Genomic DNA, 26,764 nt, shown 5'->3' with positions numbered 1-26,764 from the left:
CCCCACCCCGTCGCCACCTAGTTCGCGGTGGCGCGCCAGCGCTGAGACTCGGCGGCGGTGCCGGTCTGCTGCACGACCAGCCCGTCGGCACGGGCCGCCAGACTGAGGCCGCTGTGCTTGGCTGAGATCTTCAGCGCTACGCCGTCGGTCGCGATCACCCACCGCTGGTTGGGCGTGCCGGTGCAGGTGTACTCCACGACCGGGTCACCGCTGGTGGTGGAGCTGTAGGCGACGTCGGCGCACAGACCGGTGCCGGCATTCTTCAGCTGGTAGCTGCCGTCGTCCTCGTTTCTGGTGACCACCCACTTCTGGGCTGCCGCCGCCCCGGCGGCAGCCGTGGTCAGCTGACCCTCGCTCGTCTCGCTGGCGGCGGCCAGCGCGAGCCCTGATCCGGCGTTGCCGAGCGAGTACTGGCCGTCGGCCAGGGCCGGAGGAACGATCTCCTCCTCGCCGACCGTCATCGCGAACACGTGCACCGCGGCGTTGGCGGGAAGCGTGACCGCCGCGATCTCCTTTGCCGGGTCGGTGCGCAATGTCTTGGTGAACAGGCGATAGGAGACGCTCGGATAGGCGGGCCCGCTCGGGGTGTTCTTCCCGAGCGTGGTGACGGCGACCTTGGCGCCATAGCTGTCGGTGGCCGCGCAGCACCAGTTCGGGAAGCCGAGCGTCCCGGCGTCGGAGGTGCCGTCGGTGTAGTGCACCGTCGCCTTCCCCGCCGCGGACAGGCTGGTGCCGGTCCCCAGGAACGCCAGCGCGTTGCCCTGTCCGCTGACCCGGATGGTCTCGCCGCCGGAGGCCACGTTGTCCTCGGTGCCCGGCGCCGAGTCCGGCCAGGTCAAGTCGAAGCCGTTCGTGCTCACGGTCGCACCTGGCGTGACGCCCTTCTCGGCGAGCTTGCCGGCCAGGAAGCTGCTGCCTCCCCCGTCGATGTCGCCGGGTCCGGGATCCTCGGCCTTGGTGACGCCGACGTTGTTGAACGCCGAGGCCAGGTCCGGATGGGCGACCGTGGTGGTCGCCGAGTCCGTCACCGCGTACGTCCGGCTGTGGGTCTCATAGGTCGCGCTCACCTCGAGCTTCACCCGTCCCGGTTCGGCGTCCGCCGGCGGTGTGACGCTGAAGGTCGCGGTGCGGGAAGCGCCAGGCGCGAGGCCGCCGGAGACACCAGGACCTGGACGTACGTCCCAGCCCTCGGGTGCAGACGCGTTGATCGAGCCGAGCTGCACCCGTGAGTCGGTCTCGTTCGTGAAGGTGGCGCTGACCTCCGCGGGCTCACCGGCGACCGCGATCGCGGGAGCGGCGGCATCGAGGCTCACGTTGCGGTCACCCGGGTGGCCACCACCGACCGCCGAGGACCCGTTGAGCGCGACCACGGCAGCCGAAGATGTGGAGAGCTTCCCCGTCTTCACCTGGGTGACACCCGTCGCGGAGTCGTGGAACCATCCGGTCGCCGCGTCCTCCAGCGCCTTCTTCGAACCCCGCCGTGGCAGCTCGGTGCCGTCCAGCACCACGCTTCCCGGCGCGGCGTCGGCGTGCACGCTGAGCCCGTACTCGCGCGAGGCGGGCTTGCCGGCGTAGGAGCCGTCCACCTCGCCCAGCCGCACCACGACCCGGCCGCGGCCCTGCTCGGGTGCGTCGACCTCGAACTCCTGGGTGGCGGACTCGCCCGAGGCGTGCGCCTGGCTGCGCCCGTCGTCCTCGTAGTTCACGAACGACGAGGATCCCTGGGGGTAGATGTCCAGGTCGAGACGGCCCGACTTCTTGCCCTGCTGCCAGTCGAGCGTGCCCTCGGGGAACTGCGGCACGACGGCGCCGGCGCGTACGAAGAGCGGCAGCGTGTCCAGCGGAGCCTTGTAGCCGTCGATCGTCTTCGGTCCCTGGTGGACCCGGCCGCTCCAGTAGTCGACCCAGGTGCCTTCGGGGAGGTAGATCCCGTCGCGGGTGGTGGAGTCCTCGTAGACCGGGGCGACCAGGAAGTCGTCGCCGGCGAGGAACTCGTACTTGACGTCGTCGCCCCAGGTCTTCGGGTCCTCGGGGTAGTTGAGGTAGAGCGGCTTGACCGCTCCGACGCCGTTGCGGTTGGCCCGCATCGTGTGCGTGTAGAAGTAGGGCAGCAGGCGCTCGTGCAGGCTCAGGTACTTCCGGTTGATCGAGGTGTACGGCTCGCCGTAGCGCCACGGCTGCTTGTCGGAGGCGGCCCACCCGCTCATCAGGTAGGTCATCGGCAGGAACATCTTCCACTGCATGTCGCGGACGTACGTCTCGGCGCTGCCGCCGAAGATGCCGTCGACGTCGCCGGTGGCGAGGTGCTGGCCGGACATGGTGGAGCCGGCGTACGTCGGGATCTGCCAGCGGATGTAGTCCCAGCTCCCGGACTGGTCGCCGCTCCACACCGCGGCACAGCGCTGGGTGCCGGCCCAGCCCTCGACGGTGAGGACGGTCGAGCGGTCGGCGCTGTTGGTCTCGATGCCGTCGCGGGCCTGCTCGCAGGCGTCGAGCGCGAAGCGGTAGCCGGGGCCGACCCAGGCGACGTCGGTCTTGCGGACGCGTACGCCGGCCTTGACCTCGCTCTCCTGCTCGGTCAGGTCGTCCTCGGTCCACAGGCCCAGCTCGGCGCCGTGGTCCTTCAGCATGTCACCGGTCTCGGCCAGGTCCTCGTAGCCGCAGCCGTAGCCGTCGTTGACCAGCATCCAGCCCAGCGGCATGTCGTGCTCGGCGTAGCCCTCGGCGATCGCGGTCGAGTCGCGCAGGGTCTCGCGCTCGCCACGGTTGGCGTTGTGGAGGTAGCAGTCGGCGTCGCCGACCTCCAGGGCGTACATCGGCACCGCGACCGGCCGCCCGGTCAGCTCCGTGTAGGAGTCGATGACGCGCTCGGCGTCACCGACGAAGTAGTAGGCATCGAAGCGCTGCTCGTCGTGGGTGGTCGTGGTCGGCGCCCCGAAGTCGTAGCTGCCGGCGGCGAAGGTGTTGCGCAGCACCCCGTAGCCGCGGGAGGAGACGTAGAACGGCACCGCGTTCGGGTTGCCACCGTCGTTCCAGTTGAAGTCGCGCGAGATCTTGATGGTCTCGCCGCGGTGGCTGAACCGGCCGTTCTGCATGCCGCCGCCGAAGAACTGCTCCTCGGCTCCGCGTTCCAGGTGCTGAGCGGTGCTCTTGCCGTCCCAGGTCAGCGGCGAGGCCTCCGCCATCAGCACCTTTCCCTCCGGATCGGTGAGGCGCAGCGTGATCGGTTGCTTGGTGACGGTGAGCACAGCCTTGGCCGTGCTGATGACGTACGCCGCGCCGGTCTCCTTCACCTCCGTCTGCCCGCCGGGGTAGTCGCGCTTGACGACGATGTCGGCGTCCGGAGCGCCGGGCTCCGCGGGGTCGTCGTTGGCGGGGTCGGTGAACTCGCCGTTCGGGGCCAGGCGTACGCGCACCATGTCGGCGTCCTCGAAGGTCACGCGCAGCGCGGCCTCGCCGGACTCGAAGGTGTAGCTGTCGCCGTCGCGCTCGAAGCCGGTCACGTCGCCGAGCTCGCTCGTCGCCTCGGCCTTGGTCTCGGCCCTCTCGGCCGCCACCGAGCTCACCGGGCTGAGCGCGACCAGTGCGGCGGCCAGCGCGACCCCCGAGACCAGTAATCGCCGGAATGATTGATTGAACATGATCGCATCACGCCCTAATGAGTCAGAACCAATCGAAACTGGAGGTGACTGTAACGCAGGTCACACTGCGCGGTCCACCCTCGATCCGCCGATCAACGCGAGCAGACACGCGGCCTCACCGTGCTCGATCGTCCAGGTCAGGCATCGAAGCCGACTAGAACATGTTTCAATTCCTCGATGGGTCCACTACCTTCGAGCGGTGAGCAAGCGGGTCATCATCGCGGGGCTCGGCGACACGGGTGTCCTGACAGCGGTACGCCTCTCGAAGCACGCCGACGTCGTCGGGATCTCCACCAAGCCAGGACTGGTCAGCGGCCAGGAGCTCGGCGCTCGACTCAGCAGGCCGGCCGAGTGGGAGCGCGACTACCGGATCTCGTTCGACCGGTTCCGCGGACTCGATCGGGCCGATGTCATTCACGGCACTCTCGTCGGTCTCGACCTTGCGCACAGGGCGACGTCGCGGCCACCGACGAGCTGAGATCCTCCGCAAGGAACCGCGCCGACCGACTCCTCGCTCGCAACATCAAGGCAGCTCTCGAGGGGAGGCCGCTCGACAGCTACCAGCCACCACGTCGCCGGTGGGGCTCGGTGATCGGCGTTCAGCGAGACGGGCTCCAGGTCTTCGCGCCCAACGGACGCCCCTTCCGCTTCCCTGCGTGGACGATCAACACCGTCCTGCAGCCTTGGATCGTGCGTCGGTGCATCTACAAGGGAGTACGCCGCGGCCGTGGCTGAGTCACACAGCGCGGTCCACCCTCGGTCCACCGATCAACGTGAGCAGGCGCGCGGCCTCGCCGGCCACCGCATCGCGGCCGGCGCCGAGGTACTTGCGCGGGTCGACGCGGGACTCGTCCGTCAGCGCCGCGCGCACGGCACGGGTGAACGTCGCGTTGAGGTGGGTCGCGATGTTGACCTTGGTCATCCCGGCATGGATGGCCGCGACGATGCCCTCGTCGGGCACCCCGGAGGAGCCGTGGAGCACGAGCGGCACCTCGACGGCATCGGCGAGCCGAGCGATGAGCTCATTGTCGAGGGCGGCTGTCCGCGTCGTCATCGCGTGCGAGGAGCCGACCGCGACGGCGAGTGCATCGACACCGGTGGCCTCGACATACGCGCTCGCCTCCCCCGGCTGGGTACGAACCCCCGGCGCGTGCACGCCGTCCTTGCCGCCCACCTCGCCGAGCTCGGACTCGACGGAGGCGCCCCGCTCATGACACCAGGCCGCGACCTGGGCCGTGGCCGCCACGTTCGAGTCGTAGTCGAGCTTCGAGGCGTCGAACATCACCGAGGGACAGCCCAGCTCGACCGCCTCCTCGACGAGCTCGACCCTGGTCGCATGGTCCAGATGTACGCAGACCGGCACCGTGGCTCGCTCCGCGATCGCGATGCTCGCGCGCAGCAGCGGCGCCAAGCCGCCTCGGTAGTCGACGGTGTTCTCGGAGATCTGGAGCACCACCGGACGGCCGGCCTGCTCGGCCCCGGCGACAATCGCCTCGGCCAGCTCGAGCTGGATCACGTTCATCGCACCCAGCCCGCGGCCGGTTCCGCGGGCGTCGCCGAGCAGCAGCGACATCGGTACCAGGGGCATGTCAGTCTTCCTCATGGTCGATTCGTCTGACCCTGACCTCCGCCAAGAACGTCTTGTACGCGTCGGGGTCGATCTCGCCGGCCACCGGCATGACCACCGCGGCGGCGCCGAGCGCGGCCGCGTCGGCCAGGATCTCCGGCCACGGCGTGCCGTTGGCGAGTCCGCGGGCGAGCCCGGCGGCAGATGCGTCGCCGGCGCCGGTCGGGTTCCCGCTGACTCCGGCCGGCGGACGCACCTCCCAGGCCATGCCGCCGACGTTGGCGATGAGGCCGCGGTGGCCGCGGGTCAGCACGACCGGACCACCATGGCGCGCGGCGAGCTCTGCGACCGCGACGGCGGGGTCGCCGAGGGGCCGGCCCAACAGGCGCGCGGCCTCGTCCTCGTTGGGAGTCAGCACGGCGCCGGTGCCGACCGCGGCGGCAAGTGCGGCGTCGTCGAGATCGAGGAGCACCGGCACACCGGCGGCGGCCGCGAGCTGCGCGATCCGCGCCGGGAGGTCGATGGGCACTCCGGGCGCCAGGCTGCCGGAGACGATGATGGCGGCCGCGTCCGCGATCTGCTCGGCGAGGAGGTCGAGCAGTCGGAGATCGGCGCCGACGGCGGCCTGTCGGCCCGGCTCCCACAGCGAGGTCGTCGAGTCAGCGACGACGACCAGTGTGCGGCGTACCTCCTCCAGCTCGGGCAGGAAGGTCGCCGGCAGCTCCCGGGCGAGGGCTTCGCCGAAGTCGTGGTCGGCGAGGCCGACCGCATGGATCGGCTCACCCAGCTGGTGGAGCACGCGGGCGACGTTGACGCCCTTTCCGCCGAGCCGGCTGGTGACCTCGGCGACCCGGTGGACCTCGCCGACGGTCAGCCCGGGCAGCCGGTAGGTCACGTCGATGGCCGGGTTGAGCGTGACGGTGATGATCATGCGCCCGTCCCCGTTGACGCCAGGGCCAGGCGGGCGGCGCCGACGAGGCCGGCTCGGGCACCGAGGGAGGAGAGACGTACGGGCGGGACCGCCGTCACGCCGGCGCGCTCGCGCATCCGGTCCCGCAGCGGTTCGAGCAGGCGTCCCCTGGCCTCGGCGACGCCACCACCCAGGATGATCTGGCCGGGCGCGAGCAGTGCCCCCACCGCGAGGAAGCCGTCGGCGAGGGCGGTGATCGCCTCGGACCAGACCTGGGCGGCGACCGGATCGTGGTCGGTCCTGGCGACCAGCTCGGCGACGCCGGTGATCCTCGGGTCGCCGCCCCAGGCCGCATACCTCTCCAGCATGCGACGGGCGCCCGCGCGCGACTCGACGCAGCCGCGCAGCCCGCAGCTGCACGCCGACCCGGCCGGGTCCACCACCAGGTGGCCGAGCTCACCGGCCTGACCGGAGGCGCCGACGATCGGTTTGCCCTCGACGTACGTCATGCCAGCAACACCCGTCCCGAGCACCGCGACGAACGCGGAGGACGGTGAGCCGGCGTCGACCCAGATCGCACCAGCGGCGGCGGCCGTGTCGTGCGACACCGAGACCGGAAGGCGGAGCCGCTCGGCGAGCGGGGCTGCCACCGGGGTGTCGACGAGACCGAGGTTGACGGCCTTGAGGGAGGTCCCGGACTCGGTGTCGACCAGTCCGGGAAAGGCGACCCCGACCCCGGTGACCCGCGTCCGGGCCGCGACGCTCAGGTGGGCGAGCAGCTCCTCGCCCAGCTGCGCGATGTCGTCGAGCACAGCGGGGCCGGTGCGGGTGGCCACACGCGACTCCGCCAACGACACGTCACCGGCGCCGACCACGGCACCGCGCACCGAGGTGCCGCCGACGTCGAACGCGAGGGCGAGCGCCCGGTCTGCGGCTAGCTCTGGCGGGTGAGGTGCCTGGCTCATCGGCGTCACGCCGGTCGTGCGGCAGGCGGGTTCAGGATGATCGAGCGCGTGAGGTTGCGCGGGGCGTCGGGGTCGAGGCCGGCTCGACCGGCACGCGCTACGCAGAGCAGGTGCACACGCACCAGCTCGGCCAGCGGGTCGATCTCGTGGTGCACCAGGTCGGCCCCGGTGACCTCGACATCCTCGGCGAAGCCGGGCACCAGGTCGCCGAAGGCCCACACGACCCGGCCCGGGGCGCTGATCGAGAGCGGTCCGTGACGGTATTCCATCATCGGGTAGGACTCGGTCCACAGCTGCGCGGACTCCCGGAGCTTGAGCGCTGCCTCCTGCGCGACGCCGTTGGTCCAGCCTCGGCCGACGAAGGTGATCTGCTCGGCGGTCAGCGCCGGACCGAACGCGCTCTCGTCGGCCTCGACGAGCTGCTGGGCCTGCTCGGCGGCCTGGCTCAGGTCCTGGCCGAGGTGCCAGCGCAGCATGGCCAGCGTGGTGGTGGCGAAGCGGGTCTGGACCACCGACCTCTCGTCCACCTCGGGTGTGAGGATCGGCTCCGCCAGCTCGAGCGCCGGTGTCCCGGGCGAGGAGGAGATCACCGTCGCCGGGATCCGGCCGCGGACACCGGCGAGCAGGTCGACGACCTCGGTCGTGGTCCCGGATCGGGTGATCGCCAGCAGCCGGTCGTAGCCACGGTCGAGCCGGGCCTCGGTCGGCGTCCACGCGTCGGTGATGCCGTCACCCTGCCCCTCGCGGAGGGCGGCGTAGGCCTGGGCCATGTAGAGGGAGGTCCCGCAGCCGATGACCGCGACCTTCTCCCCCGGCTGCGGCAGCGCCTGGGCGTGACGCTCGGCGGTGCTCCGGGCGGCCATCCAGTTGGCGGGCTGCGTCGCTATCTCGGCCGCGAGATGCGTCGTCGGTGCGGATGCGGTCATGGCGGTTCACCCTTCGATGTGTTGCCGGCTGAGCCCGAATCATCCAACTCATTGAGCGTTTATGTCAATTACTCGTCACAAGTGATCATTATTGATCACTTGTGACTACGATCTCCGCCCCCACCTCGGCGAGCGCCTTGGTGAGCGGCTCGGGCACCGGACGGTCGGTGACAAGCATGGTGACGCTGGAGAGGTCGCTGATGCGCGCGAAGGTGGGGTGCTCGAGCTTCGTACTGTCGGCCACGACGATGGTCCGCTGCGCGGCCGCGATGAAGTCTGAACTGATCTTGGCCTCGGCCGGGTGGATCGTGGTGAGTCCGGCGCGAGTGCTGATGCCGTCGACGCCGAGGATCGCGGTGTCGATGTTGATCTTCGAAAGCACCCCGTCGCTCAGCGGGCCGACCAGCTCGTAGGACTGGGTCCGGGCGGCTCCACCGGTCACCACGATGTTGAGGTTGGGCCGGATCGAGAGCTCGTAGGCGATGTTGAGCGCGTTGGTGACCACGGTGATGCTGCCATCCTCGGCGAGATCCGGGCGGCGCCCGATCGAGCGCGCCACCTCGCTGGTCGTCGTCCCGCCGTTGAGCGCCACGGTCTCGCCAGGCACGAGCAGGTCGGCCACCACGGTCGCGATCGCGAGCTTGGCGTCGGCCTGCCGGCTGATCTTGTACTGCAACGGCAGCTCGTACGCCGAGCCGAGCGCGGTGGCGCCACCATGCGTCCGCGTGACCAACCGCTGCTCGGCGAGGTGGCCGATGTCGCGGCGCGCGGTCGCGGCCGAGATGCCGAGCGCGCTCTCCACCTCGGCGATCGAGACATGCCCGCGCTCGCTGATCAGCTCGAGCAGTTGGTTGAGTCGCTGTTGTCTCATGGGCCTCTTTCTGGGTCCCGGACAGCCTACGCAGATCCGGCGCCGCGGGACGCGGACAAGGCTTCCCGACATGCATATTCTTGCTCGCATTGCCTGGGTAATGGGCAGAACCTGTCACGCGGGCACCTACCCTGTCCGTGTGACTGCAGCGAAGACACCTGGCCCGGCCCCCGCCCTGACCTGGCAGGACGGCGAGTTCCTGAAGCTTGGCGTGCCTCACCGGATCCTGTCCGGGTCCGTCCACTACTTCCGCATCCACCCAGACCTCTGGGAGGACCGGCTGCGGCGGGTCGCCGCCACCGGGTTCAACACCGTCGACACCTACGTCGCCTGGAACTTCCACGAGCCGGGCGAGGGCTCCCCGGACTTCACCGGTCCCCGCGACCTGGCCCGCTTCATCACCATCGCCGGCGACCTCGGGCTCGATGTGATCGTGCGTCCCGGGCCGTACATCTGTGCCGAGTGGACCAACGGCGGGCTGCCGTCGTGGCTGACCGCACGCACCCGGGCGCCGCGCAGCAGCGAGCCGGTCTACCAGGACGCGGTCGCACGCTGGTTCGACGTCCTGCTCCCCCAGCTCGTCTCGCTCCAGGCCGGCCATGGCGGGCCTGTCGTGGCCGTGCAGGTGGAGAACGAGTACGGCTCCTATGGCGACGACGCCGCTCACCTCACCTGGCTCCGCCAGGCGCTCCTCGACCGTGGCGTCACCGAGCTGCTGTACACCGCCGACGGCCCGACCGAGGTCATGCTCGACGCCGGCATGGTCGACGGCACCCTCGCCTCGGCGACCTTCGGGAGCCGCGCCGAGGAGGCCCACGCGATGCTGCGATCACGACGGCCCGGCGAGCCGTTCCTGTGCGCCGAGTTCTGGAACGGCTGGTTCGACCACTGGGGCGAGAACCACCATGTCCGCTCCCCCGAGAGCGCTGCCGCGACGCTGCGCGAGATCGTCGATCTCGGCGGCTCGGTCAGTGTCTACATGGCCCACGGCGGCACCAACTTCGGGCTCTGGGCGGGCGCCAACCACGACGGCCGCCACATCCAGCCCACCGTCACCAGCTACGACTCCGACGCCCCGATCGGCGAGGACGGCCGGGGCTCGGAGAAGTTCCGGCTCTACCGCGACATCCTGGCGCCCGCGACGGGGCGGACGGTCGACGAGCTTCCGGCGCTGCCGGCGACCGGTGCGCGTCAAGCGTTCTCCTCGGCGCCGCTCGCGCGCGACGCCGACCTCCTCTCGCTGGTGACCCGCGGGCCGGCGACGCGCGCGGCGATGCCGCTGAGCTTCGAGGAGCTCGGCGTCGACACCGGCCTGGTGACGTACCGCTCCTCGGTCACGCTGCCCAGCCACGACGTCCACCTGACCGTGCGCGGGCTGCACGACCGGGCGTACGTCTTCCTCGACGGGCGCGCGATCGGCACGCTCGACCGCGATGACGCCGAGCCCGCGGTGCTCACGCTTCCCGGCCTCGCTGCCGTCGCCGAGCTGACTCTGGTCGTGGAGGCGCTCGGTCGCGTCAACTACGGCCCGCTGCTCGGCGAGCACAAGGGGATCCTCGGCGGCGTCCAGGTCGACCGGCGTCTCGTCCACAGCTGGGACCACCACCTCGCGCCCCTCGACCGCTGGGCCCCTCACGACCTCGACGGCGTCCCCCTCGCCGACATCGAGGTCGACGCGCCCGCCGACGGCTGGCTCGCCGTCCCCGGCGACGGCGACCGGTTCGTCTGGCTCAACGGCACCCTGCTCGGCCGCTTGTGGAGCCGTGGCCCCCAGCGACGCCTGTACGCCCCCGCTCCCCTCTGGCGTCCCGGCACCAACGAGGTCGCCGTCCTCGACCTCACTCACCCGGCGACGCACGTCGAGGTCCACCCCGACCCGGACTTCGGACCTAGCGAGGAGTACGTCGAGTCACTGCCGACCGGCGTGGACGAGTCGGGCGACGGCCCAGCGCTCGGCTGACGCGATGGGCGCTGATCAGCGCCAATCGGCGCCGGTCAGTGCCGGCCTCGCCCTGGGGAGGGTTATCCGAGCCAGTTTCGGATGACCCTCCCCAGGTTCAACTGCATGAGGCCTGCCAGGTCGCGCAACCGCTCGACGCAGGTCCGACAACGCTCAATCCGAAGCGACTTCCCCGCCGAGGTTTGCAGCAAGCTCCTCGGCGATCTCGAGGATCTCCGAGCGCTCGTCTTTCGGGAACGGGTGCAGCGGCGTCGTCGGCATCCAGTCGTCCCCCACCGGAAGCAGCCGCGCCGCAACATAGTCACCGCGCCGAAGTCCGCTCTCGTCCCATCGCCCATTGCGCGGGAAGACCGACGCGTAGGTCCTCCCCGTGCCGAGCTCCACGAGCGAGCCGGTCTGCCCGTCGGAGTCCGTGACCTCGAAGAACCTCATCCCCGACTGGCTCTCGACCCACTCGGCAAGCAGATCGCGGGCCTGGTCGGGAAGGTTTCGCTGGAACTTCAGATACCGCTGAGCCAAGGACACCTTCGGTTTCTCCGCCTGGAACAGCATCGAGTCCACCGCCAGCCAGAATGCGTCTTCCTCCAGGTCGCCGGAGAGACCGGCCCCGAACACCTCCCCGACCGGGCCCATACACGCCTCGACCTCCTCCTCGAGTCGGCCGGCGAACCCCGGCGTCTCCGCATACGAGGTCAGGTGGTTGCCGTACAACGTCCGCGCGTGCTCACGCCGCGTATCCCGCAGACGTGCCCGGGCTCGCGCCAACTCGTCGGAAGTCGTCTCGTTTCCCTTCACGGAACTCATCCTCTCGCGGACCCAGCGGGTCCAGAGCTCGGCACCTGGCCTCAGCTTGAACACCTCGGCCCAGATCGCTTGACCACCGTGGGCCAACCCTTTACGTTGCGCGATGGGCACGTCGGATGCCTACGACTACATACTCGGGGGCTCAGATGCGTGGGTTGGCTTTCAGGATCAGCGGCACGCTTGCCGCACTTGCTCTGACGATCAGCGCGTGCGGCTCTCCCGGTTCCGGCGCCTCCAGCGACGGCGGGTCTTCCGCGTCGAAGCCGGCCGCGCCGCGGGAGTACCCGGAGTACGAGGAGGTCGCTGATCTCGCTGCCATGAAGGTGGTCAAGCAGCAGTACGTCTTCGGCGACACGCTCTATCTCGACGACTCGCTCCTGCTGATTCAGGCCAGGACACATCCCGAGGTCAACTACCTCAGCGTGGTCACCGGCATCGATCCGGCCACCGGAAAGGTCAAGTGGGAGATCGACGAGGAGGACCTCCGTTCCTCGAACGTGTCGGGCGTGTTCATGAACCGCGGGCGCCTGCTTGTCTCAGACGGAATGGCGTTCGTGCCTCTCGGTTCCTCGGTCGGCACCGAGAGCTACTTCGGCTTCGTGGCGCTCGACAGCGAGACCGGCGAAGCAAAGTGGTCCGTGCGACACCCGGTCTGGAACCCGAACGGGACCGGCCCCGGCGGGCGAACCGCCCAGACCAACGTGGACATCCTGGGCGCAGTGGGCGGCATGGTCGTCTACTCGGCACACAGCTATTGGTCCGACGGCGATCTGTCCTCGCTCAACGACCCGAACGTCAGGATCAAACCGAACATCCTTCACCGTGCTGAGACCGTGGCGGTGGACGCCAAGACAGGCAAGGTGCGCTGGAAGAAGAACGCCTTCCTCGGCAGGTACGCCACTCGGAGTCACGTGGTCGGGACGATCCCGGCCAAGCAGGAGGCACGCCGCAACGAGCCTCTGGCGGCCGTCGAGGCGGAGACCGGCGATGACGCGTGGAAGACGACGTGGAAGTCGAACGTCGCCGACCTGTCGAAGGACTGGCTGCTCGTTCGCCAGTCGGAGTCTCCAGACGTCGGCCCTCACGACGGCGTCTACGAGGCAGCCACCGGCCGTCGGGTCGCGAAGCTGGATGCCGACAACCCACCTTTCCTGGCAGGGGGCTGGGTGAACGAGATACCGGAAGCCAAGAGCCATGGCGTCGCCTGGATCGCCACGGAGCAGGACAAGGACGGTCCGCAGACGCTGTACGTCGCCAAGGACGGGGAGCCAAAGCCGCGCAAAGTCGCCTTCCATCCCAACGAAAGGCTCGAGATCGACCACCCCATGGTGACGAAGGACGACTACGCGATGGTCCAGACGTCGAGGATCGATCCCATCGGACAGCAGTTCGCAGACCTGGAGAACGGCGAGCTCGGTTTCCCGGTCGATGCCACTGAGGACGATCGCGAGCCGATCGCCTACTCCGACAACTACCTCATCACCGGCGGCGACCAAGTCGAGGGGACCATCCTCTACAGGCGTGTGCCCTGACTCGACAGCAGCCCAACTGACTCGCGCAGCGCCGGGCTGGCGGATGCCCTCCTCGTCAAGGCCATCACCCGGTTAGCCTCGTACCTGTGAACCCACTCAGCCCCGACACACCTGACATCAAGCCCAGGTCGCGCGCCGTCACCGATGGTCTGGAGGCCACCGCTTCCCGAGGCATGTTGCGAGCCGTCGGTCTTGGAGACGACGACTTCGCAAAGCCGCAGATCGGCGTCGCGTCGTCGTGGAACGAGATCACCCCCTGCAACCTGTCCCTCGACCGGCTCGCGAAAGCGGTGAAGAACGGCGTTCACGCGGCCGGTGGCTTTCCGCTGGAGTTCGGCACCATCTCCGTCTCCGACGGAATCTCGATGGGCCACGAGGGCATGCACTTCTCGCTGGTGTCGCGTGAGATCATCGCCGACTCGGTCGAGACCGTCATGAGCGCCGAGCGGCTCGACGGCTCCGTACTGCTCGCGGGCTGTGACAAGTCGTTGCCCGGCATGCTGATGGCGGCTGCTCGGCTCGATCTCGCCTCGGCCTTCCTCTACGCCGGCTCGACCATGCCCGGGCAGGTCGACGGCCGCGACGTCACGATCATCGACGCATTCGAAGCGGTCGGGGCCTGCATCGCGGGAAAGATGAGCCGTGCGGATGTCACCCGCATCGAGAAGGCGGTCTGTCCTGGCGAGGGCGCCTGCGGGGGCATGTACACCGCCAACACGATGGCTGCCGTCGCCGAGGCGATCGGCATGTCGCTGCCCGGCTCGGCCGCGCCCCCGGCTGTCGACCGGCGACGCGACGGCTTCGCCCACCGCTCGGGCGAGGCGGTGGTCGGGATGCTGCGCAAGGGCATCACCGCGCGCCAGATCATGACCAAGGATGCCTTCGAGAACGCCATCGCCGTCGTGATGGCCCTCGGCGGTTCCACCAACGCCGTGCTGCACCTGTTGGCCATCGCCAACGAGGCCGAGGTCGATCTGACTCTTGACGACTTCACCCGGATCGGAGAGAAGGTCCCCCACCTCGCCGACCTCAAGCCTTACGGCAAGTACGTCATGAACGACGTCGACAAGATCGGCGGGATCCCGGTCGTGATGAAGGCGCTCCTGGACGCCGGGCTGCTCCACGGCGACTGCCTCACGGTGACCGGGAAGACCATGGCGGAGAACCTCGAGGACCTGAGCCCGCCCGCGCTCGACGACGAGGTGATCCACTCCTTCGAGCGGCCGATCCACCGCACCGGTGGCCTCACCATCCTGAAGGGCTCGCTCGCCCCCGAGGGTGCTGTCGTCAAGACAGCCGGCTTCGACGACACCGTCTTCCGCGGCACGGCCCGAGTCTTCGACGGCGAGCGGGCCGCGATGGACGCCCTCGAAGCGGGTCTCATCGTCGCCCGCGACGTCGTAGTCATTCGGAACGAGGGCCCGAAGGGCGGCCCGGGCATGCGGGAGATGCTTGCCATCACGGGAGCCATCAAGGGCGCCGGTCTCGGCAAGGATGTCCTGCTGATCACCGACGGCCGGTTCTCAGGAGGCACCACGGGCCTCTGCGTCGGCCACATCGCCCCGGAGGCCGTCGACGCCGGCCCGATCGCCTTCGTCCGCGACGGCGACCCCATCGTCCTCGACGTCGTCAACCGCACCCTCGAGGTCGAGGTGGAGCCCGAGGAGCTGGAGCAGAGGAAGGTCGGCTGGGAGCCGCTTCCCACGAAGTATCCTCGCGGCGTGCTCGGCAAGTACCGGCGTACGGTGCAGTCAGCCGCGGTGGGTGCCGTCACGAGCTAGTTGGCTGCCCGGGCCGGCGGAGCCATCAGGAAATCAACTCCGGCGGCCTGGTCGTGGATAACGGCTGGTTTACGGCTAGGGCGTGAGCCGGAAGATCGGCCAGCCGATCTCGGTGCGCCAGAGCCCGGGGTCGTCGGTGTCGCGCGGCCCGGCAACGTACGTCTCGTGCACGGGGCCGTCGACCGCGAGGGCGTGGTCGACAACCCACTCGCCGAGGCGGCCGTAGCGGACGCCGATGTCGTCGTGGGGTCCGTGGTGGACGGTCACCGCGAGCTCGACCGCAGGCAGCTCGAGGACCTCGATTCCGCGAAATGGGCGCAGATCGCGAAAGGGACGGAAGACGCACACCGTGCCGACGCCCTCCGTGAACAGCTCGTTGTCGTAGCGGCCGCCGGGCGGCCCGCCACGCTGTTCCGCGGGCACGGCCGCATCGAGCCTGCGCATGGCGTCGTCGTACCAGCCGGTGACGGTGTCCAGATCGACCTCGGCGGTGATCGCGGCGACCTTTCGCGTTGGGACCGAGCGGAGCTCGACCTCCAACTCCTCGACCCCGGGACGCAGCAGCTGACGCAGCGAGGTCACGGCCGCGCGAGTGCGGTCGAGGCTGACCTCGAGCCGCTCGAGGTGGCCCGCGATCATCTCGGCCCGTTGCCCCGGGTCGTCCGTGGCCAGCACGGCCTTGACCTCGGCCAGAGGTACGTCGAGCTCGCGAAGCCGATGAATCACCTGGGCGGAGGGGATCTGGCCGGCCCCGTAGTAGCGGTAGCCGGTGAACGGGTCGACGCTGGCGGGGACGAGCAGACCGGCGTCGTGATAGCGCCGCAGCGTACGCACGCTCAGCTGCGTCAGCGCCGCGAACTCCCCGATCGTCAGTCCCGCCCGCATACCCATACGCTCAACCCTCCCCTGGCGGGAGGGTCAACCCCGTTGACCCTCTCCCTGCGAGAGACCCAACCATGGCCGACATGACCGAACAGCACTCCGCCACGCCCATCGACCCTGCCGACCTCCCTCAGGTGATCATCACCTTCCTGGCCGCCCAGCAGGCCCACGACGCCGAGACCGCGATCTCGCTCTTCCTGCCTGATGCCGTCGTCACCGACGAGGGCCACGACTTCCATGGCGACGACAAGATCCGCGACTGGATCGCGAAGGCGGCCAGCGATTTCACCTACACGACCGAGCTGACCGGCGCCTTCCGACTCGACGCCACGCACTACGACGTGATCCACCACCTGGAGGGTGACTTCCCGGGCGGCGTCGTCGATCTTCACTTCCGGTTCGCCATGCGCGACGACCTCATCCAGACCCTGACGATCGAGCCCTGAACCGCCGATCGCTCAGCCCCGTCCGCTACGACGGATCCATCACCACGAATCGGAGCTGGTTGGAGAACAGCTGCGTGGCGGTGAGTCCGAACATCGCTCGGAAGGTGTCGCTGAAGTGGCTCGGTGAGGCGAACCCCGCGTCGCTGGCGGCCGTCGAGAGATCTGCGCCCTGGCTGACGGCCGCTGCCGCGTGCCGCATCCTCGCCCACAGGCGGTAGCGGCGGAAGCTCGTCCCCGAGTGGGCCGAGAACAGGTGCAGGAACCGCGACTGGGACAGGTTGACCGTGGCGGCCATCTCCGCCGCGCTTCCCCGCTCACCGGGTTGGTCGCGAAGGAGCTTCATGGCACCGCGGATCCGCTCGTCGGTCGGATTCGTCTCACCGGACTCCAGGAGACGTCGTCGCAGCATCTCCGGATTCATGATCGGTCCCATCAAGCCCGCGATCAGCGCCGCCTCGTCGCGATGGTCGTACGCGATCGTGCTCGTCGTGTCAGTCATCTGCCCGAGCAGGTGGGCCGTCCCAGACGCGCCGGGGTCGACGTAGAAGAACAGCATCGTCTGTTCCTCCCCCGCGACGATCTGATGAGATGTACGCGCAGGGATCAGCGCGCTTCGCGCCCGCCGTGGCTCCTCCGGACCTGACCGCAGCAGGAAGGGAGCGTCCAGGCCCAGCGCGAAGCAGGTCACCGACCCGGAATGAGTGCCCAGCCGCAGCGACGGTCCCCGATAGGCCGCATGTCCCGACCAGAGCCACACCGTCGGCCGCGCGTCGTCGCAGCACGAATCCGGAAGCGGCTCGGTCGCCATGCGCGTCATGATCCCACGGTGAACACCGTGGCCAGCCTGACCATCGCCGTCATCGGCCTCTTCTTCCTCGCGATGGGGACGTACGCCCTGGTCACCCCGGGCGCACTCGCCGCCCCGTTCCACCTGTCGGCGAAGACGCCCGAGTCCCGCTCCGAGATCCGCGCGGTCTACGGCGGGTTCGGCATCGCCATGGCCGCCGTGCTCGGCGCCGCCGCTCTCGACATCGGCGACATCCGGACCGGTGCCGTGACCACCATCGGCCTCGCCCTGATCGGGATGGCAGGCGGCCGACTCATCTCGCGCCTGTTCGACACGGCTGTACGCTTCTACCCCATCTGGTTCTACTTCTGGATCGAGCTTGCGGCCGGGACAGCCCTGATTCTTTGCGCCTGACCTCGGCGGATTCGGCTATGCTCCTCCCCGTGGGATCTCGGCCTACCATCGACGCGTCTGTACGACCGCCCCGTCCTCGCGTCTCTGAGGCAAACACAGGGCGACGTGTCGACTGGCACAACGATCCCTCGGCACCCGAGGTGAACAGCCTCAGGCCCAGCGCCGGCGCGTTCGTGCTCGACGACCCGGGCAGGATCCTGCTGATCCGCCGCAACGACACCGGCAACTGGACGATGCCGGGCGGCGCGATGGAGCCCGGTGAGTCGCTGACGGCATGCGCGGTCCGCGAGACCTTCGAGGAGACCGGCATCACCATCGAGGTGACCGGCCTGGTCGGCATCTGGACCGACCCGCGCCATCGCATCGAAGACACCACCAACGGCGAGGTACGCCAGGAGTGCTCCATCATCTACGCCGGCCGCTACCTCGCCGGCGAGCCCACTCCATCAGCGGAGAACACCCACGCCGAATGGCTATATCCCGAGGTCATTCCCAGCCTTCAGATGGACCGCAGCCAACGCAGCAGGATCGACTGGGCCCTCAACCGCAACTTCCCGCACCTCGATCCCAACCCCTGATCGCGGCCTGCCCGCCCGTTCCCGTCATCGGCCCGCTGCGACGTACGTCGGCAGGAGCTCGTCGGCCACGACTGCAGCGCGAGCGATCCTCTCCTCCGACGCGCCGCAGATCCGAAGACAGGTCGCCGCGATGGCCCGCGCATGAGCACCGGTGACATCGTCGCAGCGGGAGCGGATCCGGATCACCACCTCGACCACCTGGATCAGCAGCCCACCCAGCTGGTCCACGCCCACCGTGGCGGCCACGGGGTTGCTCGCAATGCCAGCACCCAGCCGACCGTACGCAGCAGCCAGCTCCCGAAACGCGGGCTGGAACTCCTCGAAGACCTCGCTGCTCCTGACGTCCGGCATCCGATAGAGCCTGCCGATGTTGTGCGGCACCGTCGCGAGAGTGTCCACGTCGATCAGCGCGAGCAGATATAGCGCCGCCTCCGGGACGTCGATCGGACACTCCCGCTCGATCTCCTCGACCTTCTCGAGACTGGGCCGCACCGAGAGCTCGAGGAGCTCAGCGAGGATGCCGGACTTGCCTTCGAAGTGGTAGTAGAGCGACGCCTGCCGGATACCGACCTTCTCCGCGATATCCCGCGTCGAGGTCGCCGCGAACCCACGGTTGACGAAGAGCTCGGCCGCCGCCTGGAGGATCTCGTCGCGTGGAACGAGCGCGCCTGGCACGCGTCGGATCACGCGAGGCCGACCTGGCCGGGTTGCGGCGGCAAGCGCGTACTGGCTCATCGCGATCCTCTCGTCCGGAGTGCTGTCCCACTCACGATGGCTGCGGCCGATTGCGGACGGGAGAGATCAGCCCGGGAGCATCGCCGTTGATCCCAGTGGTCCCCCGCTCCGCGGTCATCGTTGTTAGGTTTGTGCGAGTCGTCCTGTCGCCTCGGCGCGCGCGACGAGACACCGAACGCACCGGGAGGCCGGATGGCTGAGCAGTGGCACGAGAGGTTGGTTCGTCTTCAGGCCGCCAAGGGCTGGAGCAACCGGGAGACCGCGATGCACTACATCGCCCTGTCGCCCTTCCACGAGGAGACTCAGCTCGACTCCGTGCTCGCGATGTTCAAGCGCTACCGCCGTGGCGAGATCACCAACCCCTCGCCCGAGACCCAACAGGCGATCGCCGCGATGTTCGACCTGCCGGTCGCCGACTTCTTCGCCCAGCGCCCACTCGCGAACCAGAACGTCCCGGACCGGCTCAGCCCGACCGAGTTCACCGACCTGGTCGCCGCCCTGCGCATGCCGAAGGTGGGCGAAGCCCACCTCGCACAGGCAGAGGCCGAGGTCGAGCGCCTCTGCACCGCCTACTCAGCCCAGGACGCCCGCTCACTGACCATCGAGGTCGACGACTGGTTGAAGGAGCTCGCCGCTCTCGTACATGAAGGGCGTGTGTCGCTGGCCGGCCACGAGCGGGTCATCCACCTCACCGGCTGGTTGTCGCTTCTCCGGGCCTGCCTCATGTGGGACCAGGGTGACGAGCAGGCCACCCACCAGGCACGCGTCGCAGCCGAGGGGTTCGCCGCGGATCTGGGCGACAACGTGATGGCCGCCTGGACCTAGGAGATCCGCGCGTGGATGGCGCTGACCCAAGGCGACATGCCCAATGTGATCGCCGCCGCCGACGCCGGCATCCGCTGTGCTCCCAACGCATCGGTCGCCGCGCAGCTCCATGCTCAGAAGGCCAAGGCGTACGCCCGCATGAAGGACGGCCACAAGACCGAGGTCGCGCTCGATCGAGTCCGCGAGGTCTTGGACAGCAACGACCTGCCCACCAACGTACGCAACCATTTCAGCGTCGACCCGACCAAAGCCTCCTTCTACGCGATGGACGCCTACCGCACCCTGCACGGCCGCGAACGCATGGCCGATGCCATGGCCGACACGGTCATCGCCACCAGCACCCGTCCGGACGGCACCGTCATCAGCCCGATGCGTCTGGCGGAGGCCCAGCTGACCAAGGCCGTCCTAGCCGCCCGCGACGGCAGCCCGGTGACAGCACTCGACCTCGCCGAAGCGGCACTCAACCACGAACGCCGGTCCCAGCCCAGCCTGCTGCTCGTCGCCAGCGAGGTCGCCCACGAGCTCGAGTACCGCTCCCCCGCCGACGGCGCCGAGTTCCGCGCCCACCTCCGCGCGCTCGGCACATCCGACAACCCGCGCACCTGATCAGGCCGTACGCAGCAGCCTGAACTCGTGCCGCCGCAGCACCTTCAGCACGAGCTTGGCCGGATAGCCGAACGCCTCCCGCCCCGCTTCGGACGAATAGGGCTCGATCGCGGAGACCTGGTGCCATTGCCCGTCGACCAGCAGCTCGCAGCCGCCAGCGGCAACGATGTTGCGGTACCAGTTCACGTCCTCGCCGTAGGTCAGCTCCGCGATGAACCCCTCCGGCACCCGCGCGACGATGATCGGCGTCTCGTACGTCTTCCCTGACTTTCGCCCGACGTGACGCACGAGCGAGAACGGGCCGCGACCCGAGCGAGCCGCCCGCGTCGTCACCCGGTTGAGCGTGTTCTTGAGCAACCACAGCCACTTGCGACGCATCTCAGTCCCCTAGGAGTCTCAGGTTCACCATCGGCAGTACCTCGACCTCGTGACCGACCGCCGTCTCGATCGCACCGCGCAGTCGCTGCCAGGCCTTCGGGTGCGCCTCCTGATACCGACCCAGCGCAGCGACAGCCTCCTCCTCCGAGAGGAACCTCGCCTGCGCCGCGACGCTCGTACGCTTCCCGATGCTGACGCGACATGCAGGCTCGGCCAGGAGGTTCCGATACCACTGCGCCGCGGTGCCGAAGCCGCTCACCACCACGATCTCGTCCACGCTCGGCCGCTCGACGACCTCGAGGCAGACATATCGCGGGACCCCTGATCGGCGTCCGATGTGTTCGAGCATCAACATCCGGGATCCGAGGAGCCACCCGGCCCGGTGCCGATAGAGCCAGATCGGCGCACGTACTACGGCCCGAGTCCGCAGCAACCGAGATACGACAGAGTCGATCGTGGACGTCACCTAACCGACCTTACTCACCGGCTTTCGGCTCCGAGGACAGACAGTGGGGTCGCGACTGGAGTCCTTCTCCAGTCGCGGCCCCACTCTGGTGGACCACCGGTCGGTAGGGTGTCCGGAGCTACGCTGGGCACCCTTTGGAGTCAGTCGTCAGTACAGGTCCGCAGGGGTGACCGCTGTGTCCCAGGCAGGGTTCGGAGGTTCTCCGGGCCAGTTGAACGACGTACTGTCCGTCTTGCTCGTGGTGGATGCAGCGGAGGCGAGTCTCGTCAACGTGGTGTAGTCCGCAGCTCCGGACTTGTCCTCAGTTACCGCGAGGAGAACATGGTCGCCGATCTGAGCGTGCGGAGCACCTTCCCATTGATAGTCGACCTTCTCGGCAAGTTCCTTCTTCGTGAGCTTGCGGCCGAGCTTTGACTCGAAGTCGTCACGCACCTGCTCGACATTCACGATGCCGCCGTATTCCCGCGCAGTCACCGTAGTCGCGCTCGACTCTTTGGAACTTTCTACGGCGATCGTCAGGATCGTTTCTACCGCGTTACCAGGTTGCGAAACGGTCGTCCGGCTCGCCTCGACCGTGCCGACGACCACGTTGGATACGTGTGGATCCTGTACGAACTCAGCGAAGGTCGGCAGCGAGAACTGTCTGATCAGGGAGCCCTCTGTCTGCACCTGATACCTGGCCTTCACCTCCTGTGTGTCCTGCGAAGGTGCAATCTGGGCAGGCGTGTTTGCGGGAGGGTCCGCTGCATCTGTCGATGAGCACGCCGCCAGCCCAAGGGTGGCAGCGGCGGCAGTGAACGCGATGAGGAGCCGCATATCAGGACCTCCGTCCGTAGAGTGCGATGATGCCATTTCGGTCGTCCTGCGTAGGTGCGTTGACGCTCGTGCCAGAGATGCCTGTGTACATCAGTGTGCCGCTGTTCGACGTATGAGCAAGACCCATCGCATGCCCCTGCTCATGGGCGATGATTCCCTTCCGGTGGGATATCGCCCCGCAGCTGTCCGTGTTATGGAACGCCGGGTCGATCGTGACCTTCGCCCACCACCAGTTCGTGTCGCGCGGGTCCACCGCGCGAGTGTCGACGTACATCTGGGTCGCCGCGCAATAGACGCCCGATTCGGTGGACCGCCGGTAGAAGTCAAGACGGCTCGAGCTCTTGGTGGACGTTCGTGTGTACCAGGCCCATGTGTCCTGGGTCGCATTCCAGAGTCCGACACCGTCGGTGATGGCGGCCGTGTGGCTGTTTGCGGCCGAGGTGTCCAGCCAGTAGTGCTGGTTGTTGATCCCGTAGGTGAGCTTATGGCCGCCGAAGGTCGCGTAGGCGTGCGCCGTGGGGGCGAGCACGCCGACCATCGCCATCGCAAGCAGCCCCGCCAGGACCGCGGTGATCGGCCTCAATCTGAGACTTCCCATAGTTCCTCCTTGTCGTCGCTTCCGACTCCCGAGGAACAAGCACCCACTGTGCTCAAGCCAAGCGCGCACGCAAAGGTCCCGTTCGCGACCACGCTCGTCAAGGGCATTGTGAGACCTGTGCCGATCAGCGGACCCGCTCAGTCGTTCCAGTCCTATCGACGCGTGGCGGACTAGGCTCCATGCATGGAGACGCTCCAAGACGTGGCTCGGATAATCGGTGAACTGCCCGAGGTCACCGAGGGCGAGCGTTACGGGCATCCGACCTGGTCCGTACGCGGCAAGGGCTTCGCCTGGCTACGCCCGTTCAGCAAGGCTGACCTCAAGCGCTTCGGCGACCAGACCCCACCCGTCCCGCCGATCATCGCGGTCAACACGGCCGGCCTGCACGAGAAGGAAGGCGTGCTCGCCGCCGGCATCGACGGCGTCTTCACCATCGAGCACTTCAACAACTACCCGGCCGTACTCATCGAGCTCAACGTCATCGCTCCAGGCGACCTCCGCGATCTGCTGGTCGACGCCTGGCTAGCCGCCGCCCCGGCTGAGCTGGTCGAGGCCTTCGACGGCTGAAGCACCGAGTCGAACGACGATCGACTGTACTCAAAGTCGCTGTTTGCCGATCCAGCGGTTCTCTGCGTCAGTGCCTAGTTGTCGCCGATCACTTCTGATCTCATCGCCTTCAGCAGAGCCGATTGCGAATCGTCGAGCTCCACCAACCTCCCGGCGAGTTCAGCGTCCAGCGAGTCTCGGCCGTTGGCCAACTCCGCGAGCGGCTTCGGGTCAGGGGAATCGATCCCTGAGAAGAGCTCAAGGGTTTCACGTTGGGCGCGAAGACGGCCCGCGGTCGTGTGCACGCGTCCGGCGGCCGAAAGGAAGCTGTGATGAAGGTGTTTCACGCGATCGGATACATATAGTTCCCATTGCTCGGGCCTGGGCTGCGGCCAGTTCTCGTAGTCGACTTCTTCGGCGCCTCCGTGCCGACCTTGCTCCGCCTGCAGTCGAGAAGCCAGGGACGCAGCTCGAACCCACTGCAGGGTGGCCTCGTACGTCCCGCGCCTGGCTTCGTGCGCCGCTTGGAACTTGAGCTCCTGCAACTTCCGGCCGTACGACCACCGAGCTCCTAGCCAAGCGGTGACCAGCCCCACGAGAAGCCCCAGCAACGACGTCAGCAGTACTTCAGGGAGGTTCATCGATTCGCTCCTATTGTGACCGCCGCGCATCAGTCAGGTGGCTCATAGCACTCTCAAGCGCCGGAGCTGGATGTGCACTCCGAGCAGCTCGTTCGCGCCGCCAACGGCCGCCTTCACGGTACGTCTATCGTGGCGAGACCCGGAGAGCCGCGTGCCCGATCCCCCAAGTTGGGGGCCGCCACGGCACCACGACCGCCGCGCCTCCCCGGCCGGCGGCTGAGGCATGGGCCCGGCCCCTGCGTCATTGCGCGCCTGCGGGTCCTCGCTAGTCCGGTTGGTGCTCCTCGAGCCAGGTCACTCTTCGGCGAGCTGACGCGCGCGAAAGCCAAGCGTCCTGCACGACCTCGGCGAGTTCGTCATAGCTGATCTCCCCGAGCCGCCTGGCTCGGACCAGAACCGACAGGTGGCCGTCGAAATGCGGAGTGGTGAAGAACGGCGAGGACTCGTCCTGCACCATCGCCAGCTTGTCACCCTCGCTAGGCACCCAGAAGACGATGACGTCGTCGTAACGCTGGCCGGTGTCCGGGTCGAACGCGTCAGGACGCGGATTCCGGAAGAAGACGAACGACTTTCCACCCACCTGATAGATAGGCCTGTTCTGGGTGCCCGCGCAGACGCGAACGTGGGGCATGCCAAGGGCAAGCTCGTGCACGTCCTCCACCCGCGCCGACCGGCCGTCCGTTCTCCTCACACAGCCAGGTTAGGTGTCACGTCGACGCCCGGGAGGCCTCCGGGTGCGTCAATGCGCCCAGAATGGGGCAGGTACGTTGGCGTCTCGTTCGTAATAGACGGCCTGGTTTCGTATCGTTCAGTTCCACCACGTAGGTCCTGACACTCCCGCACCTACGCGAGGCGTGGCGGCCCGGCACCCGTGATCGTCGTGCACATCGCCACCGCGGGCGTATGGAGAGCCTCAACTGAACGCTAGGGCCGAGAGGGGATGGCCTACGGGCAGGCCACTCATCGACGTCGAACCGGGTCAAGACCGGTTGAACTCCCAATAGGTGCTCGGCCTATTAGTCACGATCACCTTGGCATTGACGTGACTACCGGTGAGGGCAAACTCCAATCGCTTGGTGTCACCCTCGGTGATTCGCCTGACGTTGAGTTTGGCCTCGGCAACCTCGTCCACGACAAGGCGTATCAGACGGTTAACGCCGGTCTCGGCGCGAGACGCGCCCGGGTACTCGATGGTCATGTGTGCTCCCTCGGATGGGGAGAGGAGTCGTAATTCATGATGGTGCGAGCTCCTCCGCAACGGTCGTCGCACGGCGGGACTGCCGGGCGCGGCCTGAGTTCCACAGATTGGTCCAACTCGAATTAGGAGGAGCTCAAGCAGCACGCACGCTACCAGCATTGACCTGAGGCGTGAAGAACCTTCCGTCTGGCGGGGCCGACCCAACCGTGCTCCGCGTTTTGTGGCCCTATTGCGCCGGTAGAGCCAGGCGCCCGTGCCCGGTGGCGGGCCAGGCCGCTGCAGCAGGAACGACGCATCGCGCTCCCACCGGGAACCTGTCCGACAGTGAGGCCGTTGCGCTCGGTGCGTTGGGCATCGATGGGCTCCTTCGGCTGGTCCTGACCCACCAGCACACAGAGGATCGGCCCGGTTCAGTGGTCGCGCGCCACGACACGGTCTTGCCACGCGGCTGATTTCGTGTTAGGAGCCAGGGCTAGGTGTTGAATGCGCACATGGACGAACCACGTACGCCCCGACTCGTCAGCGTCGGTTACGAGGGTCGTGATGCTCAGGAGCTCACCGAGTACCTCAAGGGTGCGCGAGTTGACGTGCTGATCGATGTACGCCTCAACCCCATATCCCGCAAGCCAGGGCTGTCGAAAACTCGGCTGGCTCAGAATCTTCGCAGCAACGGCATCCAGTACATCCATTATCGGGAGCTCGGAAACCCGAAGGACAACCGCGAGGGCTTCCGGTCGGGTGATCTGTCCGCGCATGAGCGATTCAGAGAAATCCTTCGCGAGGACGACGCTGAGCGCGCGCTCGGGCATGTATCAGAGTTGCTCGACTGCGAAGTTGTGGCGTTGCTCTGCTTCGAACAAGATCACGCGTCTTGCCATAGAGGGCTAGTTGCGGAGGCCCTCGCTGAAAAGGTACCCGCTCTGGCTATCGACCGAGTCTAGAGCGGCGGAGACCAAAGGCCGCAGACCGAGAAGGACTCGCGGCGCTGATGTTGGTTTCCTACGTAGAAGTGAACGTCCTTCTTGCTTGCGTCGGTGATTTCGAGCCACTTCTGCTTGATCATGTCGATCGTCTTCGCGCCGTACTTGCGCGGCCACGTGTACCCGGCGGCACCAAGCTCCCAGTCAATCAGTTCCTGATTGTGTCCCTTGCACGAACTCTCCTCGCATTTGTACGAGAACTTGATACGAAAGGGCGCAGGCTGCAACTCGACGAGTCCATCTTGGTTGAAGAGGCTCGGTTCGGTCGCCGCATGAACCTTTGCGAGCTGCTTCGCGGTCCAAGGCGTGCCTTCTTCAACCTTCATGCTGCGGATGTTCGGACGGATCAGACCGAATGACGGGATGGCTTGGTCCATCGTCCCCTCCCGGTTCTTGTGCATGAGCTCGCAGGTCGTCGTGGCCCCGACGAGAGGGGCGATCAGTTCGGCTCGACGGGACCACTTCCGCTTCGTGTCGACCTTCTCCAGCAGCCTGAATGAATCGACATCTGGTTCGAACGATTCCGGGCGTGGGTCCCGCGAACCTCTGCTGCGAACCGCCACTTCAACGACTTGATACTTCGAGAACTGCTGCGTCCCCTCCAGCATTCGGAAGGGAACCGGATACAAGCGAATGAAGGAAGGCGGACGATCGTCAAACAGCCGCACTCCAGCGATGCAAACAGTCTCACCATGGCGGGCTGACGGCGCGGGGTACGTCTTGACGGTAATCAAGACGCGTGCCAACTCGTGACCCGGCTTCAATAAACTCATCCTGGTCCTGAAGGTAGTGCGGTCAGGCTTCTCATCATGCCCTGTTTAAGACGCTGCCGGTAAGAAAACGCGCAACGACTCCTTAGCCAAGCGCGAACCGCACCCATCGCGTCCGCGTTACAAGCGTCATGCCGCCGC

General features: G+C 67.8%; 29 protein-coding genes. 11 read left to right on the top strand and 18 right to left on the bottom strand.

Annotated features, from left to right (window positions below):
• Positions 1 to 17: 17 nt before the first annotated feature.
• Positions 18 to 3,641, bottom strand: coding sequence for a TIM-barrel domain-containing protein (locus BJ988_RS07485; RefSeq protein WP_179657450.1), 3,624 nt, complete (start codon positions 3,639 to 3,641; stop codon positions 18 to 20).
• Positions 3,642 to 3,840: 199 nt separating this feature from the next.
• On the opposite strand from BJ988_RS07485, the gene BJ988_RS30105 reads away from it, so the two are divergent.
• A complete protein-coding gene (locus BJ988_RS30105) occupies positions 3,841 to 4,119 on the top strand; it encodes a hypothetical protein (RefSeq protein WP_218860655.1) in 279 nt (92 codons plus the stop codon).
• Positions 4,120 to 4,377: 258 nt separating this feature from the next.
• Here BJ988_RS30105 and BJ988_RS07475 read toward each other — a convergent pair whose 3' ends face one another.
• From BJ988_RS07475 to BJ988_RS07455, 5 genes are all read right to left on the bottom strand, one after another.
• A complete protein-coding gene (locus BJ988_RS07475) occupies positions 4,378 to 5,229 on the bottom strand; it encodes a class II fructose-bisphosphate aldolase (protein ID WP_179657449.1) in 852 nt (283 codons plus the stop codon).
• Position 5,230: 1 nt separating this feature from the next.
• Positions 5,231 to 6,139 (bottom strand): PfkB family carbohydrate kinase, encoded by a 909-nt coding sequence (locus tag BJ988_RS07470; protein ID WP_179657448.1) that lies wholly within the window; start codon positions 6,137 to 6,139, stop codon positions 5,231 to 5,233.
• The gene (locus BJ988_RS07465) at positions 6,136 to 7,083 is read right to left on the bottom strand and encodes an ROK family protein (RefSeq protein ID WP_179657447.1); all 948 of its coding nucleotides are present in this window, start codon (positions 7,081 to 7,083) and stop codon (positions 6,136 to 6,138) included. The genes BJ988_RS07470 and BJ988_RS07465 overlap by 4 nt, the downstream gene beginning before the upstream one ends.
• A 5-nt stretch (positions 7,084 to 7,088) precedes the next feature.
• Entirely contained in the window at positions 7,089 to 8,009 is a 921-nt protein-coding gene (locus BJ988_RS07460) for an SIS domain-containing protein (protein WP_179657446.1), read from the bottom strand.
• A gap of 88 nt (positions 8,010 to 8,097) precedes the next feature.
• The gene (locus BJ988_RS07455) at positions 8,098 to 8,880 is read right to left on the bottom strand and encodes a DeoR/GlpR family DNA-binding transcription regulator (RefSeq protein WP_179657445.1); all 783 of its coding nucleotides are present in this window, start codon (positions 8,878 to 8,880) and stop codon (positions 8,098 to 8,100) included.
• A 139-nt stretch (positions 8,881 to 9,019) separates the two neighbouring features.
• On the opposite strand from BJ988_RS07455, the gene BJ988_RS07450 reads away from it, so the two are divergent.
• The gene (locus BJ988_RS07450) at positions 9,020 to 10,840 is read left to right on the top strand and encodes a glycoside hydrolase family 35 protein (RefSeq protein WP_343051527.1); all 1,821 of its coding nucleotides are present in this window, start codon (positions 9,020 to 9,022) and stop codon (positions 10,838 to 10,840) included.
• 153 nt (positions 10,841 to 10,993) lie between these two features.
• On the opposite strand, the gene BJ988_RS07445 is transcribed toward BJ988_RS07450, so the two are convergent.
• Positions 10,994 to 11,635, bottom strand: coding sequence for a hypothetical protein (locus BJ988_RS07445; protein WP_179657443.1), 642 nt, complete (start codon positions 11,633 to 11,635; stop codon positions 10,994 to 10,996).
• A 155-nt stretch (positions 11,636 to 11,790) separates the two neighbouring features.
• Here BJ988_RS07445 and BJ988_RS07440 point away from each other — a divergent pair, with 155 nt between their 5' ends.
• Both BJ988_RS07440 and ilvD read left to right on the top strand, forming a co-directional pair.
• Entirely contained in the window at positions 11,791 to 13,176 is a 1,386-nt protein-coding gene (locus tag BJ988_RS07440; RefSeq protein WP_218860653.1) for an outer membrane protein assembly factor BamB family protein, read from the top strand.
• 86 nt (positions 13,177 to 13,262) lie between these two features.
• A complete protein-coding gene (gene ilvD / locus BJ988_RS07435; RefSeq protein ID WP_179657441.1) occupies positions 13,263 to 14,957 on the top strand; it encodes a dihydroxy-acid dehydratase in 1,695 nt (564 codons plus the stop codon).
• 75 nt (positions 14,958 to 15,032) lie between these two features.
• Here ilvD and BJ988_RS07430 read toward each other — a convergent pair whose 3' ends face one another.
• Positions 15,033 to 15,842, bottom strand: a complete 810-nt coding sequence (locus BJ988_RS07430; protein ID WP_179657440.1) for a MerR family transcriptional regulator — start codon at positions 15,840 to 15,842, stop codon at positions 15,033 to 15,035.
• A gap of 80 nt (positions 15,843 to 15,922) precedes the next feature.
• Between BJ988_RS07430 and BJ988_RS07425 the strand changes: the two genes are divergently transcribed.
• Positions 15,923 to 16,285, top strand: coding sequence for a nuclear transport factor 2 family protein (locus tag BJ988_RS07425; RefSeq protein ID WP_179657439.1), 363 nt, complete (start codon positions 15,923 to 15,925; stop codon positions 16,283 to 16,285).
• Between the two features lie 25 nt (positions 16,286 to 16,310).
• On the opposite strand, the gene BJ988_RS07420 is transcribed toward BJ988_RS07425, so the two are convergent.
• On the bottom strand, positions 16,311 to 17,102 hold the full coding sequence (locus BJ988_RS07420) for a helix-turn-helix domain-containing protein (protein WP_246321427.1): 792 nt from the start codon (positions 17,100 to 17,102) through the stop codon (positions 16,311 to 16,313).
• Between the two features lie 9 nt (positions 17,103 to 17,111).
• On the opposite strand from BJ988_RS07420, the gene BJ988_RS07415 reads away from it, so the two are divergent.
• Entirely contained in the window at positions 17,112 to 17,486 is a 375-nt protein-coding gene (locus BJ988_RS07415) for a DUF4345 domain-containing protein (protein WP_343051526.1), read from the top strand.
• Positions 17,487 to 17,626: 140 nt separating this feature from the next.
• Positions 17,627 to 18,064 (top strand): NUDIX hydrolase, encoded by a 438-nt coding sequence (locus BJ988_RS07410; RefSeq protein ID WP_343051525.1) that lies wholly within the window; start codon positions 17,627 to 17,629, stop codon positions 18,062 to 18,064.
• Positions 18,065 to 18,088: 24 nt separating this feature from the next.
• Here BJ988_RS07410 and BJ988_RS07405 read toward each other — a convergent pair whose 3' ends face one another.
• Entirely contained in the window at positions 18,089 to 18,751 is a 663-nt protein-coding gene (locus BJ988_RS07405) for a TetR/AcrR family transcriptional regulator (RefSeq protein ID WP_343051524.1), read from the bottom strand.
• A 240-nt stretch (positions 18,752 to 18,991) separates the two neighbouring features.
• Here BJ988_RS07405 and BJ988_RS07400 point away from each other — a divergent pair, with 240 nt between their 5' ends.
• The gene (locus BJ988_RS07400) at positions 18,992 to 19,624 is read left to right on the top strand and encodes a hypothetical protein (protein ID WP_179657434.1); all 633 of its coding nucleotides are present in this window, start codon (positions 18,992 to 18,994) and stop codon (positions 19,622 to 19,624) included.
• 15 nt (positions 19,625 to 19,639) lie between these two features.
• A complete protein-coding gene (locus tag BJ988_RS07395; protein ID WP_179657433.1) occupies positions 19,640 to 20,230 on the top strand; it encodes a hypothetical protein in 591 nt (196 codons plus the stop codon).
• Here the strand turns inward: BJ988_RS07395 and BJ988_RS07390 are convergent, their stop codons facing one another.
• The 4 genes from BJ988_RS07390 to BJ988_RS07375 form a co-directional block, all read right to left on the bottom strand.
• Positions 20,231 to 20,608 carry a nitroreductase family deazaflavin-dependent oxidoreductase gene (locus BJ988_RS07390; RefSeq protein ID WP_179657432.1) on the bottom strand — a complete coding sequence of 126 codons (378 nt, stop codon included), beginning with the start codon at positions 20,606 to 20,608 and terminating at the stop codon, positions 20,231 to 20,233.
• Position 20,609: 1 nt separating this feature from the next.
• A complete protein-coding gene (locus BJ988_RS07385) occupies positions 20,610 to 21,074 on the bottom strand; it encodes a nitroreductase family deazaflavin-dependent oxidoreductase (protein WP_179657431.1) in 465 nt (154 codons plus the stop codon).
• A 147-nt stretch (positions 21,075 to 21,221) separates the two neighbouring features.
• Complete coding sequence (locus BJ988_RS07380) at positions 21,222 to 21,890, bottom strand: hypothetical protein (protein WP_179657430.1); 669 nt, start codon at positions 21,888 to 21,890, stop codon at positions 21,222 to 21,224.
• Position 21,891: 1 nt separating this feature from the next.
• Complete coding sequence (locus BJ988_RS07375) at positions 21,892 to 22,473, bottom strand: matrixin family metalloprotease (protein ID WP_179657429.1); 582 nt, start codon at positions 22,471 to 22,473, stop codon at positions 21,892 to 21,894.
• Positions 22,474 to 22,671: 198 nt separating this feature from the next.
• Here BJ988_RS07375 and BJ988_RS07370 point away from each other — a divergent pair, with 198 nt between their 5' ends.
• Complete coding sequence (locus tag BJ988_RS07370) at positions 22,672 to 23,055, top strand: MmcQ/YjbR family DNA-binding protein (RefSeq protein ID WP_179657428.1); 384 nt, start codon at positions 22,672 to 22,674, stop codon at positions 23,053 to 23,055.
• A 74-nt stretch (positions 23,056 to 23,129) separates the two neighbouring features.
• Here the strand turns inward: BJ988_RS07370 and BJ988_RS07365 are convergent, their stop codons facing one another.
• The 3 genes from BJ988_RS07365 to BJ988_RS07355 form a co-directional block, all read right to left on the bottom strand.
• Positions 23,130 to 23,675 (bottom strand): hypothetical protein, encoded by a 546-nt coding sequence (locus BJ988_RS07365; protein WP_179657427.1) that lies wholly within the window; start codon positions 23,673 to 23,675, stop codon positions 23,130 to 23,132.
• Positions 23,676 to 23,940: 265 nt separating this feature from the next.
• Positions 23,941 to 24,366 (bottom strand): MmcQ/YjbR family DNA-binding protein, encoded by a 426-nt coding sequence (locus tag BJ988_RS07360; protein ID WP_343051523.1) that lies wholly within the window; start codon positions 24,364 to 24,366, stop codon positions 23,941 to 23,943.
• A gap of 288 nt (positions 24,367 to 24,654) precedes the next feature.
• Positions 24,655 to 24,873 (bottom strand): hypothetical protein, encoded by a 219-nt coding sequence (locus tag BJ988_RS07355; protein ID WP_179657426.1) that lies wholly within the window; start codon positions 24,871 to 24,873, stop codon positions 24,655 to 24,657.
• A 491-nt stretch (positions 24,874 to 25,364) separates the two neighbouring features.
• Between BJ988_RS07355 and BJ988_RS07350 the strand changes: the two genes are divergently transcribed.
• Positions 25,365 to 25,814, top strand: a complete 450-nt coding sequence (locus tag BJ988_RS07350) for a DUF488 domain-containing protein (protein ID WP_179657425.1) — start codon at positions 25,365 to 25,367, stop codon at positions 25,812 to 25,814.
• On the opposite strand, the gene BJ988_RS07345 is transcribed toward BJ988_RS07350, so the two are convergent.
• Positions 25,811 to 26,626 (bottom strand): hypothetical protein, encoded by an 816-nt coding sequence (locus tag BJ988_RS07345; protein WP_179657424.1) that lies wholly within the window; start codon positions 26,624 to 26,626, stop codon positions 25,811 to 25,813. The two genes, BJ988_RS07350 and BJ988_RS07345, sit on opposite strands and share 4 nt — an antisense overlap.
• Positions 26,627 to 26,764: the final 138 nt, after the last annotated feature.

Source organism: Nocardioides panzhihuensis (assembly GCF_013408335.1).
Taxonomy (GTDB): Bacteria; Actinomycetota; Actinomycetes; order Propionibacteriales; family Nocardioidaceae; genus Nocardioides; species Nocardioides panzhihuensis.
Note: the sequence above shows the minus strand (reverse complement) of the source record. Positions and strands in the feature narration are given on the sequence as shown.

Coding starts and splice junctions, on each gene's coding strand:
- BJ988_RS07485 (WP_179657450.1), bottom strand. CDS start 3,641: ATGTTCAATCAATCATTCCGGCGATTACTGGTCTCGGGGGTCGCGCTG.
- BJ988_RS07475 (WP_179657449.1), bottom strand. CDS start 5,229: ATGCCCCTGGTACCGATGTCGCTGCTGCTCGGCGACGCCCGCGGAACC.
- BJ988_RS07470 (WP_179657448.1), bottom strand. CDS start 6,139: ATGATCATCACCGTCACGCTCAACCCGGCCATCGACGTGACCTACCGG.
- BJ988_RS07465 (WP_179657447.1), bottom strand. CDS start 7,083: ATGAGCCAGGCACCTCACCCGCCAGAGCTAGCCGCAGACCGGGCGCTC.
- BJ988_RS07460 (WP_179657446.1), bottom strand. CDS start 8,009: ATGACCGCATCCGCACCGACGACGCATCTCGCGGCCGAGATAGCGACG.
- BJ988_RS07455 (WP_179657445.1), bottom strand. CDS start 8,880: ATGAGACAACAGCGACTCAACCAACTGCTCGAGCTGATCAGCGAGCGC.
- BJ988_RS07440 (WP_218860653.1), top strand. CDS start 11,791: ATGCGTGGGTTGGCTTTCAGGATCAGCGGCACGCTTGCCGCACTTGCT.
- BJ988_RS07430 (WP_179657440.1), bottom strand. CDS start 15,842: ATGCGGGCGGGACTGACGATCGGGGAGTTCGCGGCGCTGACGCAGCTG.
- BJ988_RS07425 (WP_179657439.1), top strand. CDS start 15,923: ATGACCGAACAGCACTCCGCCACGCCCATCGACCCTGCCGACCTCCCT.
- BJ988_RS07420 (WP_246321427.1), bottom strand. CDS start 17,102: ATGACGCGCATGGCGACCGAGCCGCTTCCGGATTCGTGCTGCGACGAC.
- BJ988_RS07400 (WP_179657434.1), top strand. CDS start 18,992: ATGGCTGAGCAGTGGCACGAGAGGTTGGTTCGTCTTCAGGCCGCCAAG.
- BJ988_RS07395 (WP_179657433.1), top strand. CDS start 19,640: ATGGCGCTGACCCAAGGCGACATGCCCAATGTGATCGCCGCCGCCGAC.
- BJ988_RS07390 (WP_179657432.1), bottom strand. CDS start 20,608: ATGCGTCGCAAGTGGCTGTGGTTGCTCAAGAACACGCTCAACCGGGTG.
- BJ988_RS07380 (WP_179657430.1), bottom strand. CDS start 21,890: ATGCGGCTCCTCATCGCGTTCACTGCCGCCGCTGCCACCCTTGGGCTG.
- BJ988_RS07370 (WP_179657428.1), top strand. CDS start 22,672: ATGGAGACGCTCCAAGACGTGGCTCGGATAATCGGTGAACTGCCCGAG.
- BJ988_RS07365 (WP_179657427.1), bottom strand. CDS start 23,675: ATGAACCTCCCTGAAGTACTGCTGACGTCGTTGCTGGGGCTTCTCGTG.
- BJ988_RS07355 (WP_179657426.1), bottom strand. CDS start 24,873: ATGACCATCGAGTACCCGGGCGCGTCTCGCGCCGAGACCGGCGTTAAC.
- BJ988_RS07350 (WP_179657425.1), top strand. CDS start 25,365: ATGGACGAACCACGTACGCCCCGACTCGTCAGCGTCGGTTACGAGGGT.
- BJ988_RS07345 (WP_179657424.1), bottom strand. CDS start 26,626: ATGAGTTTATTGAAGCCGGGTCACGAGTTGGCACGCGTCTTGATTACC.